The organism is Allopusillimonas soli (assembly GCF_004153445.1).
Lineage (GTDB): Bacteria > Pseudomonadota > Gammaproteobacteria > Burkholderiales > Burkholderiaceae_B > Allopusillimonas > Allopusillimonas soli.
This window is the reverse complement of the sequence record NZ_SDQC01000008.1, coordinates 36,807-50,758: the sequence shown is the minus strand read 5'-3', so window position 1 is coordinate 50,758 and position 13,952 is coordinate 36,807. Positions and strand designations below refer to the sequence as shown.

19 protein-coding genes and 1 tRNA gene are annotated in these 13,952 nt (G+C 59.4%); 14 read left to right on the top strand and 6 right to left on the bottom strand.

Annotated features, from left to right (window positions below; all coding sequences use genetic code 11):
- Positions 1–16: 16 nt before the first annotated feature.
- From ERD78_RS18660 to ERD78_RS18615, 12 genes are all read left to right on the top strand, one after another.
- Complete coding sequence (locus tag ERD78_RS18660; RefSeq protein ID WP_129971410.1) at positions 17–406, top strand: four helix bundle protein; 390 nt, start codon at positions 17–19, stop codon at positions 404–406.
- A 254-nt stretch (positions 407–660) separates the two neighbouring features.
- Positions 661–1,782 carry an RNA-directed DNA polymerase gene (locus tag ERD78_RS18655; RefSeq protein WP_129971409.1) on the top strand — a complete coding sequence of 374 codons (1,122 nt, stop codon included), beginning with the start codon at positions 661–663 and terminating at the stop codon, positions 1,780–1,782.
- Positions 1,783–1,830: 48 nt separating this feature from the next.
- Positions 1,831–2,328, top strand: a complete 498-nt coding sequence (locus ERD78_RS18650; RefSeq protein WP_129971408.1) for a hypothetical protein — start codon at positions 1,831–1,833, stop codon at positions 2,326–2,328.
- Between the two features lie 50 nt (positions 2,329–2,378).
- Positions 2,379–2,909, top strand: coding sequence for a hypothetical protein (locus ERD78_RS18645; protein ID WP_129971407.1), 531 nt, complete (start codon positions 2,379–2,381; stop codon positions 2,907–2,909).
- A 348-nt stretch (positions 2,910–3,257) separates the two neighbouring features.
- A complete protein-coding gene (locus ERD78_RS18640) occupies positions 3,258–3,596 on the top strand; it encodes a hypothetical protein (protein WP_129971406.1) in 339 nt (112 codons plus the stop codon).
- Complete coding sequence (locus ERD78_RS19830; protein WP_167668992.1) at positions 3,593–3,739, top strand: hypothetical protein; 147 nt, start codon at positions 3,593–3,595, stop codon at positions 3,737–3,739. The genes ERD78_RS18640 and ERD78_RS19830 overlap by 4 nt, the downstream gene beginning before the upstream one ends.
- A complete protein-coding gene (locus ERD78_RS18635) occupies positions 3,736–4,062 on the top strand; it encodes a hypothetical protein (RefSeq protein ID WP_129971405.1) in 327 nt (108 codons plus the stop codon). The genes ERD78_RS19830 and ERD78_RS18635 overlap by 4 nt, the downstream gene beginning before the upstream one ends.
- Positions 4,059–5,408 carry a hypothetical protein gene (locus ERD78_RS18630; protein WP_129971404.1) on the top strand — a complete coding sequence of 450 codons (1,350 nt, stop codon included), beginning with the start codon at positions 4,059–4,061 and terminating at the stop codon, positions 5,406–5,408. Before ERD78_RS18635 ends, ERD78_RS18630 begins: the two co-directional genes overlap by 4 nt.
- A complete protein-coding gene (locus ERD78_RS19825; RefSeq protein WP_167668991.1) occupies positions 5,405–5,581 on the top strand; it encodes a hypothetical protein in 177 nt (58 codons plus the stop codon). Before ERD78_RS18630 ends, ERD78_RS19825 begins: the two co-directional genes overlap by 4 nt.
- The gene (locus ERD78_RS18625; protein ID WP_129971403.1) at positions 5,569–5,889 is read left to right on the top strand and encodes a hypothetical protein; all 321 of its coding nucleotides are present in this window, start codon (positions 5,569–5,571) and stop codon (positions 5,887–5,889) included. Before ERD78_RS19825 ends, ERD78_RS18625 begins: the two co-directional genes overlap by 13 nt.
- Positions 5,886–6,110 (top strand): DUF4224 domain-containing protein, encoded by a 225-nt coding sequence (locus tag ERD78_RS18620; RefSeq protein WP_129971402.1) that lies wholly within the window; start codon positions 5,886–5,888, stop codon positions 6,108–6,110. Before ERD78_RS18625 ends, ERD78_RS18620 begins: the two co-directional genes overlap by 4 nt.
- Positions 6,095–7,231, top strand: coding sequence for a site-specific integrase (locus ERD78_RS18615; protein ID WP_245152536.1), 1,137 nt, complete (start codon positions 6,095–6,097; stop codon positions 7,229–7,231). The genes ERD78_RS18620 and ERD78_RS18615 overlap by 16 nt, the downstream gene beginning before the upstream one ends.
- 219 nt (positions 7,232–7,450) lie before the next feature.
- Here ERD78_RS18615 and ERD78_RS18610 read toward each other — a convergent pair.
- Both ERD78_RS18610 and ERD78_RS18605 read right to left on the bottom strand, forming a co-directional pair.
- Positions 7,451–7,527: transfer RNA gene (locus ERD78_RS18610), tRNA-Arg, on the bottom strand.
- 13 nt (positions 7,528–7,540) lie between these two features.
- On the bottom strand, positions 7,541–8,143 hold the full coding sequence (locus ERD78_RS18605) for a DNA-3-methyladenine glycosylase (protein ID WP_129971401.1): 603 nt from the start codon (positions 8,141–8,143) through the stop codon (positions 7,541–7,543).
- 186 nt (positions 8,144–8,329) lie between these two features.
- Between ERD78_RS18605 and ERD78_RS18600 the strand changes: the two genes are divergently transcribed.
- A complete protein-coding gene (locus tag ERD78_RS18600) occupies positions 8,330–8,539 on the top strand; it encodes a cold-shock protein (protein ID WP_129971400.1) in 210 nt (69 codons plus the stop codon).
- Positions 8,540–8,682: 143 nt separating this feature from the next.
- Here ERD78_RS18600 and ERD78_RS18595 read toward each other — a convergent pair whose 3' ends face one another.
- Positions 8,683–9,717: an adenosine deaminase gene (locus tag ERD78_RS18595; protein ID WP_129971399.1), complete on the bottom strand. Its 1,035-nt coding sequence runs from the start codon at positions 9,715–9,717 to the stop codon at positions 8,683–8,685.
- 57 nt (positions 9,718–9,774) lie between these two features.
- Positions 9,775–11,070 carry an FAD-dependent oxidoreductase gene (locus ERD78_RS18590; protein ID WP_245152535.1) on the bottom strand — a complete coding sequence of 432 codons (1,296 nt, stop codon included), beginning with the start codon at positions 11,068–11,070 and terminating at the stop codon, positions 9,775–9,777.
- Between the two features lie 166 nt (positions 11,071–11,236).
- Here ERD78_RS18590 and ERD78_RS18585 point away from each other — a divergent pair, with 166 nt between their 5' ends.
- Positions 11,237–11,851, top strand: coding sequence for a superoxide dismutase (locus ERD78_RS18585; RefSeq protein ID WP_129971398.1), 615 nt, complete (start codon positions 11,237–11,239; stop codon positions 11,849–11,851).
- Positions 11,852–12,164: 313 nt separating this feature from the next.
- Here the strand turns inward: ERD78_RS18585 and ERD78_RS18580 are convergent, their stop codons facing one another.
- Both ERD78_RS18580 and trxB read right to left on the bottom strand, forming a co-directional pair.
- Positions 12,165–13,001 (bottom strand): Smr/MutS family protein, encoded by an 837-nt coding sequence (locus ERD78_RS18580; RefSeq protein WP_167668990.1) that lies wholly within the window; start codon positions 12,999–13,001, stop codon positions 12,165–12,167.
- A complete protein-coding gene (gene trxB, locus ERD78_RS18575; protein WP_129971394.1) occupies positions 12,991–13,947 on the bottom strand; it encodes a thioredoxin-disulfide reductase in 957 nt (318 codons plus the stop codon). Before trxB ends, ERD78_RS18580 begins: the two co-directional genes overlap by 11 nt.
- Positions 13,948–13,952 lie beyond the last annotated feature (5 nt).

Below are 13,952 nucleotides of genomic sequence, written 5' to 3'. Positions count from 1 at the left end.
GCAGCCCGGCCTGACCATGGCCCTACATACAGACACCCGCATCTACAAGGCAACGTATGACCTGACGCTGTTGATCACCAAATTGGTGGCCAACATGCCCAGAAACTACAAGGCCGATTTCGGCAAGGAACTGCGCCGCCAGTCGGTCGGCCTTGTGATGCGTGTCTATGAGGCCAATACCACCGAGGACAGACGAGGCCCGCTTGCGCGCATGCGCACGGAGATTGAGGCGGTCAACCTCGCTGTTCGTCTGGCGATGGATCTGCGTCTCATATCCAAGGGGCAATACGGCCAGGCAATTGCTCTGACGGACAGCATAGGTAAACAGGCAACCGCATGGTTAAAGCACACGGAACGAGCGCTTGCCGCCCCGTCGTCACGGCGGCAGGGCCAATGCGCCATTTGATCTGGTCACGCCGCTGGCTCACAAGGCCACCGATAGGCGCATCACGGATATCGGCAGCAGTGGCTGCGCTGATCCGGCGCAGTTACCCGGATGAAGCCGCCAGCCTCGTTCGGGCGATGTGAATAGCGTGATTCCTCGCAGTACTCGGAGAACAACGCCTGGGCCATCGACTTCGAGAACGGCAACGTCAACAACTGGAACAAGAACAACGAGTTTCGGGTTCGTCCCTTCCGCAAATCAGACCGTGTTTTATTATGGATACAAGCCCTACATTCCCAGAATTGGTGCAGGCATATTTCGATTGCCGGCGCCACAAGCGCACCACCGATAGCGCGTTGCGTTTCGAGCAGCGCCTGGAGCAAAACCTGTCCGCACTGCATGAGCAGCTGCTGGACGGCTCCTACAGGCCTGGAAAATCCATCTGCTTTGTCATCACGCGCCCTAAACCGCGCGAGGTGTGGGCGGCACAGTTTCGGGACCGAATCGTCCATCATCTTCTGTACAACCGTATTGCCGCCCGGTTTCAGGCCCGCTTCATTGCCGATAGCTGCGCGTGCATTCCAGGCAGAGGCACACTCTACGCCGCTAAGCGCCTGGAAGCGAAGATCCGCAGTCAGACGCAAAACTGGAGTCGTGCCGGCTATTTTCTCAAGGCGGACCTGGCCAATTTCTTCGTTAGTATCGATAAGCGCCTGGTGTGGTTCAGGCTGGCCGAGCTGATACCCGAGGATTGGTGGCGCAACCTGGCTGCGCTCATCCTGTTTCACGATCCGCGTGAGAACGTGGAGGTCCGTGGCTCGAAGGCTCTGCTCAAGACTGTCCCGCGCCACAAGCGACTCATGGAGGCGCCCGAGTATCACGGGCTGCCCATCGGCAACCTATCCAGTCAGTTTTTCGCCAATGTGCTGCTGGACAGCCTCGACCAGCATGTGAAGCACCATGTGCGCGCACGGCATTACGTTAGGTACGTGGACGATATCGTGCTTCTGAGCGAGTCTCCAGGCTGGCTGCTTGGCGCGCTGGACAGCATCGAGCGACATCTTCCCGGACTGGGCTTGGCGCTCAACCCACGCAAAACCGTCATTCAACCCATTGCTCGCGGCGTGGATTTCGCAGGCTACGTCATCAAGCCATGGCGCCGGGAAGTGCGCCGCCGCTCAGTGCGCACGGCTCTGGCCCGGATGGAGACAGTACCGCCCGAGCAGACGCTCGCCACCGCCAACAGCTATATGGGTCTGATGCGCCACGCCAGCGCACGAAACGACCGCGCGCGGATAGCCAATGCAGCGCGCCGGCGCGGGCACTGCGTGGCAACTCATTTCACTAAGGCGTACAAGCGCGGCCATCCCGCCCAAAGCAGGGAAGACCTCGCATGATTTACCGCCGCCTGTCGGACACAGGCACGCACTCAACAGGAGCATTAAATGAAGTCTCTCATTGCAACAGTAGTTTTCGCTTTTCTAACGCCTTTCGCGTTCGCGCACGGAAATGGCCACAACAGTAATAACGGCGGCGGTGTTGCCGGCGGTATCGCTGTTGGCGGCGTGACGCAGGGTTGGACCGCCGATGCATCTGGCACCGCTAAATCAGCAACCGAAGGCGCTGCCGTGGCCGTTGGCCAAGTGGCCGGCACTGGTTATAGCTTCCAGTCGTCAGTGGCCAACTCCGGCGGCCTGGCGACAATCGGCGGCATCGTCACGCCCACCACGGCAACGGTCGGCACCTCGACCAGTCAGTACGCCAACATCGCCACGGTTGGCGTCACCGATCAGGCCGCGCTCAATGCTGATGGCCTGATCCAGAACGGCTCCATCGCTCAAGCGCAGAGCATCAATAGCGCCAAGGGCAAAGCCAGTTTTGAGGTCGGGCAGATCGGCGGGTTTCTCGCCGTGGGCGGCATCGCGGGCGTAGCGGGTCTTTAATCAGGCGGGCCGGGACCTCACTTCCCGGCCCTGACAACAAAGGAGACACTATGCGAGCACTCTTTATTGCTACGGCCATCGTAGCAGCGAGCGCGGCACAGGCGCAAACCGCCACCAGTAAAACTGAATCGGTGGCGAACGCCGCTGCCCAGAACGCAGGCAACGCACAAAACATCACGTTTCAGTCCAGCGGATCCGGGACGCAAACAATTAAATCCGCGCCGCAGATGGGCAGCCTCGGGCTATTCGGCAGCTTTTCATCGGATAACTGCATGGTGTCCGCCGGCGGTGGTGTTTCGATTATCGGTGTTGGCGTTCAGGGCGCCACGCCTGTGCGCGACGAACAGTGCGCGATCCTGCGCGGGTTCGAGCGCACCATGCAAGCCGCCTCCACCGTCTATGCAGTCAATCCAGCGCTATCGGCCAAATTGCAGCAGGCTGCCATCGATACGCTCTGCAGTTTGAACGAAACAGTGGGCGCCGCTCTGCGCCATCAAGGCGTGTGCAGCTATATCGCCGCCCCCGAGCAGTTGGCGCAGAGCATGAGCGCCACAACCTTCACAGCGAGGATAGAGCCATGACAGCGATCCTCATTGCTCTTGCCACAGTTCTGATTGCGCTTGCTCTTGTGTTGTGGTGCATGGCCAAAGGCTATGAACGTCAGGAAAATGAGAGGCATTACTGATGACCCACGACCACAACGACCCCGAGCGCAACCGGGGAATGGAAGCACTGCGCGGGCCTGACCCGAGGGATGTGGAGATTGCGAGGTTGCGGGAGGCTTTGCAGTGGAATGCCGCCACATTACAGGCCGCTTGCCGAATGGCAGAGCCAATCCGTGAGGCCGGAGACATAACCATACACGGGGAAACGCGCACCGTAGCTGCGATTCTAGATTTAGCTGATGCCGCCCTTTCACAGGAGCAATCATGAGCGTCTTCACGGACGTTTGCTGGCGGCACTGGCCCAAGATGTGCAACTGCCCGCCTTCCGAGGATGAGGTCGAGCGCATGAAGTCGGACGTATTCCTGCTTGATCGTGAACTACAGCGCGAAAACCGACGGGCACGGGAGTTTGCCATTGCGCTGGCTGCGCTCGCGTTAGGCATTTTTCAGCACCGAGAGCGGATGATGGCGGCGCATGGAGAAGATGGCGTGCCGGAAGATTTGCATCGGCTCGGACAGCAGGCAAAACAAGCCGCCGAACTGTTGGACGAGCCCCGCAATAAAGATCGGGTTAGTGAGCTATTAAAAAGGATTGAATCATGACAACCAATAATGCCGTGCCGGACGATCTTGATGACGACGGCTACGACGACGAGCCAGTATGCCCGCGCTGTCACGGCGACGGTCGTGACCCTTGGTGCGATTACTTATTGCCGTGCCCCGAATGCCTTGGAGACAGTCTATGACAACCAATAACATTCCGTCCCGCTGGTATGTAGTAGGCCGCCGAGGGATGGCAACCCTATGTCAAAACGAAGCTGACGCCAAAAACCTTGTCGACGAATATGACAACTGCTGGCCGAACGATGCCCCGCACGTAGCCGTCCAGCTTGCGCCGGTGCAGAGCGCCATGCCTGCGGATGAGTGGCTGAAGGAGCATGAGCGCCTTGTGCTGGCCTACAAGGATGCTGTTTTCGACACAACCGGATTCTTTCTGGACAATCGGCGCGCTGCGTTTGACTCAGTGATGGCCCACGCCCGCCGCCGCATTGAGGGGGAAAGGAAATGAACACTCACAACATTATGAGGCTGATGCCCGAAGTCCTTGCGGCACTGAAAGCGACCGGGCAGAACGTGTCACTCGCCAAGGATCTGGAAGCCGCCATCGAGCATGATCGCAAGGGGCGGAGTGAGCCGGTGGCGTGGCCAAGAAACGCCAAAGAAATTCGAGACTTTATCGACACTCATTTCATCAGCATGACAGGTGGAGACGAAGCGAGTGATGATGATAAGTACCTGCTCACCGCACATGACTTGCTTTCGGCATTCGACTGGTGGACAGATTTTGCCCCACAACCCGCCGAGCCGGTGGCATGGCTACGTAGCGATCAACTCCGCAAATTGGGGCACCCAGGCAGCGATTCTCCCTTGAATGAACGTACTGACTCCATGATGCTGCACGCCAAGGGTACGCCAGAAGCGGCCGCAAAATACGGTTTCGATGTGCCGGTTTATCGCACCCCCGTTGACGCACAACCCACCGAGCCGGTGACGAACGCACACACCGACGACGATGCGGTCGACCACTTCGCGGCAGCTATGAAAGAAAAACTTGCTCAGGCCCGCGCCAAAGGTCGGCATGGTTGGCATGAGTGTGACCCAAAGGACTTGTCCACAATGTTGCGCGCCCACGTCGAGAAGGGTGACCCCCGCGACGTAGCCAATTTCTGCATGTTCCTCTGGAGTTTGGGTCAGCCCATCAGTGCAGCCCCACAACCCGCCAAGCCTTTCCTTTGGTATCGTCCGCGCCCAGGAGCCGAAGCGCACGCTGACGGACGTTGCTACGACATTGTTTTTAGCGACCCGCACGACACGAGATTCTTCCCACTCTATCGGAACGCACCACAACCCGCCGAGCCGGAAGATGAAAAGCTGAATCTGGATAGGCTTGCAGACTACATCTCCGACAACTGGCCCGATAAGAAATACTCGCTGGAAGAAATTGCCCAGCGTCTGCATGCAACGTGGCCGGGCGCATTCATGCCAGCTGAGCCGGTGAAGGTGGAGAGTGATGCGGAGCCGGTATGTTGGTGGGTTACATGGGACGCCGATAATGTCGGTGTCGCGCCAATACGCGCCGGCCTGTACATGTTTGAAACCCATGAAGCTGCTGAAAAGTACGTGAGCAAGGTAATGTCGCTCGCAAAGCTCGACGCAAAGCGACCAGCGATTGTTCCGCTCTACGCCGCCCCCGTTACCGCCCAGCCCAGCGCTCCGGACGAGGCCCGACGAGAGGCGCTGCTTGACGTTATCCGCCGGCTGAACAGCAACCCGTACAGCCTCACCAAGAGCGAATGCATCCTTGAGGTAGAGGCCATGCTCGCCCGCTACCAGCCCACCAAGGACCCATCATGACCACCATGGTAATACATCAAGAGCATACAACCGTGGCCACATGCGTCGGTGAGCGCGAGTCAGTGCTGGAAGCCATCATGAAAATTGCCCATGAACGCGAGCAGACCAAGCCGGTGACTGTGTACGAGCTTGTGGAGATTTACAGGACAGGGAGTGGCAAATGCAATACGTGACCGAAAGCGGCCACACCTACCATTTCGACGGCTGGCCACCGGGACAATCGCCGTACGAGTGCTGGGCCCGCTGCGATTACCTTGGCTGCCTGCACGGGGCCATGCTCTGCTATCACCTGATCGGAGACGGTGCGCAAGAGGCCGTGGCCGATGATGGTCTGCTGCATGAACTGGTGCATCTGGCATCGGGCATGGATATCTGCACCCATACGCCTACCGGCATCCTGGGCAATCGGGTGCGAGGTTTGGAGCGGCGGGTGGAGATGATGATGGAGGCGGCCCGCCAGTTGGAGAAAGTCACGTTATGAACGAAGATATATTTCTAAGTCCCGAGGAAGTTAAAAACCTCACGCGACGAAGCCGCTCTGATGCGCAAATACGGGCGCTGCGATTTATGGGAATCGAACACAGGGTTCGGGCGGATAATACGGTAGCGGTACTCCGTGAGCATGTGCGCCAAGTGTTCGGTGTTTTGCATGGATCAGCGCGCAGACCAAAAGAGGTCGAGCCGGATTGGAGCGCAATATGATAAGAAAGCGGAACTCAGAAAATCGAGGTTTGCCTGACCGCTGGCGGTACACCCACAAGGCGTACTACTACCAAGTTCCGCCGGGGCGGGAAGCTCAATGGGACGGAAGGAAAACCTTTCGTTTGGGCAAAACGCTACCTGAGGCGTACAAGACATGGGCCGCCCGCCTGGACAACCAGATTGGTGTGCGCACCATCGGCGACCTGCTGGACCGGTACGCACTGGAAGTCGTGCCAACCAAGGCCGTCAGCACGCATGAGCAACAAGCCATTTGGATACGCCAACTTCGCAAGGTGTTCGGCTGCATGGCGCTGACGTCCATGAAACCGGTGCTGGTGTATCGGTACGTGGACCAACGCAGCAAAAAGAAAACCGAAATCATCACGGACGAAAAAACCGGCAAGGAACGCAAGAAGATTACCGGCGGTCCCACCACCGCGCTACGGGAGAAGGAGCTGCTGTCGCACGCCTTCACCAAGGCGGTTGCTTGGGGGTACATAGACCAACACCCATTCAAAGGTGAGCTAGAACTGGAAGGCGCGGGCCACCGCGACCGCTATATTGAAGACTGGGAAGTGGTCGAGGTCCTGGCTATGGCGTCGCGCCGCAAGAAGGGCAGTGTGCTGGCCATCCAGGCGTACATTCGTATCAAGCTGATGACCGGTATGGCCCGTTCCGACCTGTTGCGCTTGGAGCAGGGCAAGCATATCAAGGACGACGGCATTCACGTGCAGCGGCACAAGACCGCAGAAAGTAGCGGCAAGCGCACCGTGTACAAATGGACGCCCGAACTACGCGCGGCGTATCAAATGGCGCTATTCGTCAGGCCGGCGTTGTCTTCGTTCTTATTTTGTAACAGATTCGGCGAAGGGTACATCAATGAGGAAGACGGTAAGGCCAGCGGCTGGGATAGCATGTGGCAGCGGTTTATGGCGCGCGTTTTGGCCGAAACCAAGGTGTCGGAGTCGTTCACGGAACACGACTTGCGCGCCAAGTGCGCATCGGACGCCAAGACGCTGGAGCACGCCCGGGCGCTGCTGGCTCACGCTGACGCCCGCACGACAGAGGCAATTTATCGGCGGCGGCCGGAAGAAGTCACACCACTGAAGGGTATAGCGTAATGGGAGCAGCATCGTAAAGACAGATCGAAGCGGGGGCTGCGCCAGGCAGTGCGCGGCGTGCGCAATAATTGCAAGATATCCGCTACTTTTGGTGTCGCCCCCGATCACAGGTGGCCGGTTTTTCCGGGCGTTCCCGTTGGTATAAGTCGATTTTCTATAGTACAAAGCCGTTTCTATAGCACAAACCAAAAGGGCGCCCCTCTCGGGACGCCCGTATTCTGGCGCGGCTGGCAGGATTCGAACCCACGACCCCTTGGTTCGTAGCCAAGTACTCTATCCAACTGAGCTACAGCCGCAAAAGAGGCGTAACTATAACATGTTTTTTTTCTGTTGTCTGCGGCTTGGCCCCGGTACGCGCGACACATAGGCATTGCCCTGAATATAGAAGCGCAGGGGGCATTTTGCCCATTCGCCGGCATAATCCACGCCGATACGCGGGCTGTTTGCTATTTCAAGCGGCGGCCGAGGCTGTGGATCCCGCGTCAGAAACAGCTCGGGCCCACACAGATCGGCGCCGTAGTGCGAGCGGTCTATGCCCATCGCTTTGCAAAGCCGCCCCGGACCGCGTGTATTCGGATCCAGCCCCGATACTGGCTCCAGTGCGCGCAGCAGCACGGCGGCACCTGTACCGTCGGGTTCGGTGACGACGTTCATGCAGTGATGCATGCCGTAAATGAGATAGATGTAGGCGTGGCCAGGCGGGCCGAACATGACGCGCGTGCGGGGTGTATTACCCTTGGAGGTATGGGCGGCCAGGTCGTGCGGACCCAGGTAGGCCTCCACCTCGACAATGCGGCCGATGCGTTCGGCGCCGTTCGTGGTGCGATGCACCAGTAGTTTGCCCAGCAGGTCCCGGGCCACCAGTTGTGTATCCCGGTCGTAAAAGGCGCGGGGCAGGGGTGAAAGTTTCACTTTGCTTCGTGTATTGACGTGCAGACAGCTTGGCTATAGTATGCCAGCCTGATTTTCAGGTTCGTGATTAGTACAAAAATCCAGCGTTTCGGCCATATAGGCTCTCCGTGCTTTTTTGCTCCAATCCTACAGCTTGACGGTCATTTTCTGGGCGGCAGCTCGTGTTCAATTCAAGGGATTGTAAAAATGCAAACGGAAACTGGCATTGTAAAGTGGTTCAACAACGAAAAGGGCTACGGCTTCATCAAGCCTGATAATGGCGGCAAAGACCTGTTCGCCCATCACAGCGACATCATCGGCACGGGGTTCAAGTCGCTGGAAGAAAACCAGCGTGTGACCTTTGTCGTGGCAGAGGGCCAGAAGGGTCCGCAGGCCAAGTCTATCCAGGCAGCCTGATACACGCCGCATGCGCAAAACGCGTGCGGCGCAGAATGCATCCGATCCCGGTCGGCGGCTTGTCCCGCTGTCCGGGATTTTCTTCAAGAAGCGAGTTTGCGGGGCGGCGGAGGGATTGGCCCGACTCTGGCGTGTGGCCGCCACTAAATTTCCTTGATCAAGGCATCAAGCTGATGCAGCCATCGCTGCTTGTCCTTGTCATCCAGGAATGACGCAGCAATGCTGTTACGGGCCAACCCGGCAAGTTCCGCCCGCGTCAGGCCCAGGGCATGCGCGCAGGCGAGATAATTGTCCCCGACATAGCCGCCAAAATAGGCGGGATCGTCCGAGTTCACCGTGACCATGGCGCCGAGGCGTAGCATGCGGGCCAGATTATGCTGCGCCAGATCGGGAAACACGCATAATTTCAAGTTGGATAGCGGACAGACCGTCAGCGGTATCTGCGCTCGCACCAGTCGCTGCATGAGCGCAGGATCCTGCTCACTGGCCACGCCATGGTCAATGCGCTCGACATGCAGCATGTCCAGTGCATTGCGGACATAAGAGGCTGGCCCTTCCTCCCCCGCATGCGCCACCAGTCTAAAGCCCAGGCCTCTAGCCCGTTCGAAGACACGCACGAATTTTTCGGGCGGGTTGCCCCGTTCGGACGAATCCAGCCCAATGCCTACCCATAGGTCATCGTAGCGTTCCCGCAGAGGGAGAGCCTGTTCAAGTGTTTGCATCGCTTCCTGCTCGGTCAGATGGCGCAGAAAGCTCAGCAGCAGGCGGCTGCTCAGCCCTGCGGATTCGCGCATGCGGCGCATCGCGCGGGCCATTCCGGCAAAAATCGTCTCCATGGCGACGCCCCGCGCCGTATGGGTCTGCGGGTCGAACATGATTTCCGCATGCATGACGCCATCGGCCTGTGCGCGTTCCAGATAGGCCTGTGTCATGGCCTCGAAGTCATCCTCGGTGACGAGTACGCTGGCGCCCGCGTAGTAGAGGTCCAGGAAGGATTGAAGGTCTTTGAAGCGGTAGGCTGCCCGCAGCGTATCCACCGATGCATAGGGCAGGGCGATCCCATTTCGCCGGGCGAGGGCGAAGATCAGTTCTGGTTCGAGCGTGCCCTCTATATGCAGATGCAGCTCCGCCTTGGGCAGCCCGCGGATGAAACCCGCGAGGGAAGTATCGTTGCTCATGGCGCCATGTTAAGCGCAAGCGAGCCTGTGAGCCACCCTGGCCATAGCGGCGGACAGTCAAGGTGCTCGGGCCGGGAGATGCACATGTTCACGTCGGAAGCCGAGCCCGAAAACCCGGGCGGGAATGGAGGTTAACAATCTGCTGCGCTCCACCCAGCGCAAAAGCGCTGGAATCTTCACCGGCTGGCCGTCATCTTGCCGAGTCAATGCCGGGGCGATCAGTTGGCGCTGCGCCAGTGTCTGCACGCGTTGAATAATACGTGTTGGCAGCATGCGTCTGGCCTGCACGGCGGCCAGATCGTCATTGCCGGGCGTATTGCCTTGCTTTAGAACCGGTCCGAGAATATTCGCGACCGCCACTGCGTCCTGGATGGCCAGATTAATGCCCACGCCGCCTATTGGGGACATGGCGTGCGCGGCGTCGCCGATCAGCAGCAAGCCCGGGCAATGCCAGCAATCGAGCCGATCCACGCGAACCTCAAGTAATTTGATGTCGTCCCACGATGCAATCGTCTGCACTTGATCAGCCAGAAATGGCGCCCGCCTGGCCACCAGAGCCTTGAACCGCGAAATGGGCTGAGCCTGCCATTGCGCAGCGGTTCCCTTTGGAATGACGGCTGCGGCCTGCCAATATTGATTGCGGTTGATCAGGACCAGGAAGCTGCCCCTGCCTGGTACGCCATACGTGCCCTCCGGGTCAGCAGGCTGGCGCGTCAGCCGGAACCACAGCACATCCATGGGCGCTCCGAGATTGCGCGGCTGCAGGCCGGCCGATTCGCGCAATGTGGAGCGGCGGCCGTCGCAGCCTATGACCACATCGGCCGTAATGCGCAGTTCTCCCTGGGGTGTCTTGGCGACCACGCCGCAGACAGGCCCTTGCGCGCCATCGCGCAGTAATGCGGTGGCTTCGGTGTTCATATGGAGGGAAAAGCAATGGTGACGCCTTGCTTCGTCCGCCAGAAGGTCCAGCAGATCCCACTGGGGTACGAGTGCCAGGTAGGGAAAGGGTGACAACCCGCTGAAATCGCCCACGGTGTGCGGGCCATCCGCAAACAGCGCTTCCAGCCGCGATACGCGGTGCTGCGGCAACGCGTCGAATTTGTCCTTTAGGCCGATCTCGTCGAGTATCTCAAGCGTTGAGGGATGAACCGTGTCACCACGGAAATCTCGCAGGAAATCCCCATGCTTTTCCAGCACGACAGTTTCTATGCCGGCGCGGGCCATCAACAGGCCCGCCATCATGCCCGCAGGGCCGCCGCCGACAATGCAGCATTGCGTGGACTGCATGAGCGTGGGTTTCGGCGCTGCGGCCGCGCGCTGGAGCAGGGCGCCGGGATCTGGCGTCGACGGCATTTTGTGTCTCCATGACGACGGGTGTGGACCCGGGGATCGCATTGGACATGCCGCAGTTTAGCATCCGGCAGACTTGGTGCGAGCGAGTATACTAAATGCTTATGATTTCTATTTTCAATATTGAAACGAATATCCCCGATCACGCTGCTCAATACGGAGAATGAACATGACTTACACGTTGCCGCCGTTGCCCTATGCGTACGACGCGCTGGAACCCAATATCGACGCCATGACAATGGAAATTCACTACTCCAGGCACCACCAGGCCTATGTGAATAATCTCAATGCCGCGCTCGAAGCCGCAAACATCAATGACGACCAGCCGGTCGAAGCATTGCTTGCCCGCATTGAAGATCTGCCGGATTCCGTGAAAACCGCAGTGCGCAACAATGGCGGAGGCCATGCCAACCACAGTTTGTTCTGGACGGTCATGTCTCCGGAGGGAGGCGGCGAGCCCGATGGCGCGCTGGCCAGCGCCATAAGGGCCGAACTGGGCGGAATGGAAGCATTCAGGCAGGCTTTCACGCAGGCGGCGGTGAGCCGGTTCGGCAGCGGCTGGGCTTGGCTTGTTGTCGGCGCGGATGGAAAACTGGCGGTGGAAAGCACCGGTAATCAGGACAGTCCACACATGGAAGGGAAAACACCGGTTCTGGGCCTGGATGTATGGGAGCATGCCTATTACTTGAAATACCAGAATCGGCGCCCTGAATATATTGGCGCCTTTTACAATGTCATTAACTGGCCCGAGGTGGCGCGCCGCTACGACCAAGCACGCTCGTGAGTTTCTTTTTGCAGCCTGGTTAGGCAAGGAATATCAGCATTATTCTGGAATATGTATATAAACCTAGTGCATTCCCTAAGTGTCGCGAGCGGCAATATCATGCAAAATCTTGCCCATGCAGGTGAGGAGACATAGCCCTGCATGGGCAGGCCGGTAATCGGTACATAATAAAACAGCAGGTCCCATAAAAAATATAAACGCACAAAAGCCGATATATGCGCATGCATATATCGGCTTTTGGCTTGTGGGCAGGTTCCGGTGCGAAATATATTTCGCGGCCAGACTGGGGCGCGGCGGAGCCAGCAGCGGGGAGTCATTCTCCGGGGCGCAGCAGGACTTGGACCGCTCCGGCGCCACCATCCCGTTCGGCGCATTCGACGTAGGCCTGTATGGCATCCATCTGCATCAGCCAGCGCCGCACAGTGTTCTTGAGAATTGGTTCGGCCGTACGCGACCCGTGACCTTTGCCATGGACTATGCGTACGCAGCGCACGTGGTGTTCGAGGCAGGACTGTAGAAAGCGGTCCAGACGCTCCCGTGCCTTGTCCAGATTGCAACCGTGCAAGTCGAGGCTGGCATCAATGACCCATTTGCCGCGCCGCAGGCCCCGGATCAGATCTGTGCCATGGCCTGGCTGCAGAAACTGGCGATCATCGTTGGCTGAGGCGGGATGATAGTGATCCGAGACGGTGTTGTTTCCGCCGCCGCGGCGCGATCCGCCGGCCTTCTCGTCTCGAGGCGTGTGACGCGGGCGGTGGGGCTTGCGTTCGGGCGCCTCCGTTGCATCGCCTGTCGCGCGCATCCGCCGCTGTCGCAGCACCTCGGGTACGTCATGCGGCAGGGGGCCGATATCGGCGCGCGATGCAGCCTTGATGGGTGCAACCCTTCCCACGGTGCGACGAAAGAGCGCAATGTCGGCGGGAGACACGCCCGATGGGGCTCTGGCTTGCTCGGCGGCGGGAGTATCCGGGGAGGGCGTGGCGCGATCCAGCTTCCCGGTGCCGGATGTCGTCGCGTCGGCTTGGCGCTTTTGCGGGCGGGCGGGCGCGGGGGCTGCCTCGGATACCGCCTGTGCCTGGGCGCGCAGACGTTTCAGATCGGAAAGCCCACGGGCTTGGGGGGCGTCCCGCCGCGCCCTGTTACTCGGCATTCTCCAGCCAACGCTGGGCATCCAGCGCCGCCATGCATCCTGTGCCCGCGCTGGTGATGGCCTGGCGATACACGTGGTCCTGGACGTCGCCCGCAGCGAAGACGCCGGGGACGGATGTCATGGTTGCCATGCCCTGCAAGCCACTGCGGGTGATGATGTAACCATTCTCCATGTCGAGTTTGCCGGCAAAAATATCGGTATTGGGCTTATGGCCAATGGCAATGAACACGCCGGTGACAGGCAGCGTTTCTGTTTCGCCGGTCTGGTTGTTACGCAGACGGGCGCCTGTCACGCCCGAGTTGTCGCCCAGGACCTCGTCGAGTTCGCAGAACAGCTTGAGCTTCATGTTGCCGTTTTCGACCTTATCCATGAGCTTGTCGGTGAGTATGGGCTCGGAGCGGAATTTGTCGCGCCGATGCACCAGCGTGACGGTGCGGCAGATATTGGACAGGTACAGGGCCTCTTCCACCGCGGTATTGCCGCCTCCCACCACGATGACGTCCTGGTTCTTGTAGAAGAAACCGTCGCAGGTGGCGCAGCCCGAGACACCGCGGCCCATATAGGCCTGTTCGGAGGGCAGGCCCAGATACTGGGCCGACGCCCCCGTGGCAATAATGAGCGCGTCGCAGGTGTATTGGGCGCCGGTGTCGCCAGTGAGGGTGAAGGGGCGGGCCGACAGATCGACTTCGGCGATGTGGTCGAAGACCATTTCGGTGTTGAATCGCTCGGCGTGCGCCTGAAAGCGCTGCATGAGATCGGGGCCCTGCACACCTTGCGCATCCGCCGGCCAGTTGTCGACATCGGTGGTGGTCATGAGCTGGCCGCCCTGTTCCAGCCCGGTGACCAGGACGGGATTCAGGTTGGCGCGCGCCGCGTACACCGCGGCGCTGTAGCCTGCCGGGCCAGAGCCGAGGATGAGCACTTTGGCGTGTTTTGGGGTGGTCATTGCAG

Excerpts from the sequence above, each read along its gene's own strand:
- ERD78_RS18660 (WP_129971410.1), top strand. The coding sequence starts at position 17 with ATGGCCCTACATACAGACACCCGCATCTACAAGGCAACGTATGACCTG.
- ERD78_RS18655 (WP_129971409.1), top strand. The coding sequence starts at position 661 with ATGGATACAAGCCCTACATTCCCAGAATTGGTGCAGGCATATTTCGAT.
- ERD78_RS18650 (WP_129971408.1), top strand. The coding sequence starts at position 1,831 with ATGAAGTCTCTCATTGCAACAGTAGTTTTCGCTTTTCTAACGCCTTTC.
- ERD78_RS18645 (WP_129971407.1), top strand. The coding sequence starts at position 2,379 with ATGCGAGCACTCTTTATTGCTACGGCCATCGTAGCAGCGAGCGCGGCA.
- ERD78_RS18640 (WP_129971406.1), top strand. The coding sequence starts at position 3,258 with ATGAGCGTCTTCACGGACGTTTGCTGGCGGCACTGGCCCAAGATGTGC.
- ERD78_RS19830 (WP_167668992.1), top strand. The coding sequence starts at position 3,593 with ATGACAACCAATAATGCCGTGCCGGACGATCTTGATGACGACGGCTAC.
- ERD78_RS18635 (WP_129971405.1), top strand. The coding sequence starts at position 3,736 with ATGACAACCAATAACATTCCGTCCCGCTGGTATGTAGTAGGCCGCCGA.
- ERD78_RS18630 (WP_129971404.1), top strand. The coding sequence starts at position 4,059 with ATGAACACTCACAACATTATGAGGCTGATGCCCGAAGTCCTTGCGGCA.
- ERD78_RS19825 (WP_167668991.1), top strand. The coding sequence starts at position 5,405 with ATGACCACCATGGTAATACATCAAGAGCATACAACCGTGGCCACATGC.
- ERD78_RS18625 (WP_129971403.1), top strand. The coding sequence starts at position 5,569 with ATGCAATACGTGACCGAAAGCGGCCACACCTACCATTTCGACGGCTGG.
- ERD78_RS18620 (WP_129971402.1), top strand. The coding sequence starts at position 5,886 with ATGAACGAAGATATATTTCTAAGTCCCGAGGAAGTTAAAAACCTCACG.
- ERD78_RS18600 (WP_129971400.1), top strand. The coding sequence starts at position 8,330 with ATGCAAACGGAAACTGGCATTGTAAAGTGGTTCAACAACGAAAAGGGC.
- ERD78_RS18595 (WP_129971399.1), bottom strand. The coding sequence starts at position 9,717 with ATGAGCAACGATACTTCCCTCGCGGGTTTCATCCGCGGGCTGCCCAAG.
- ERD78_RS18590 (WP_245152535.1), bottom strand. The coding sequence starts at position 11,070 with ATGCCGTCGACGCCAGATCCCGGCGCCCTGCTCCAGCGCGCGGCCGCA.
- ERD78_RS18585 (WP_129971398.1), top strand. The coding sequence starts at position 11,237 with ATGACTTACACGTTGCCGCCGTTGCCCTATGCGTACGACGCGCTGGAA.
- ERD78_RS18580 (WP_167668990.1), bottom strand. The coding sequence starts at position 13,001 with ATGCCGAGTAACAGGGCGCGGCGGGACGCCCCCCAAGCCCGTGGGCTT.
- trxB (WP_129971394.1), bottom strand. The coding sequence starts at position 13,947 with ATGACCACCCCAAAACACGCCAAAGTGCTCATCCTCGGCTCTGGCCCG.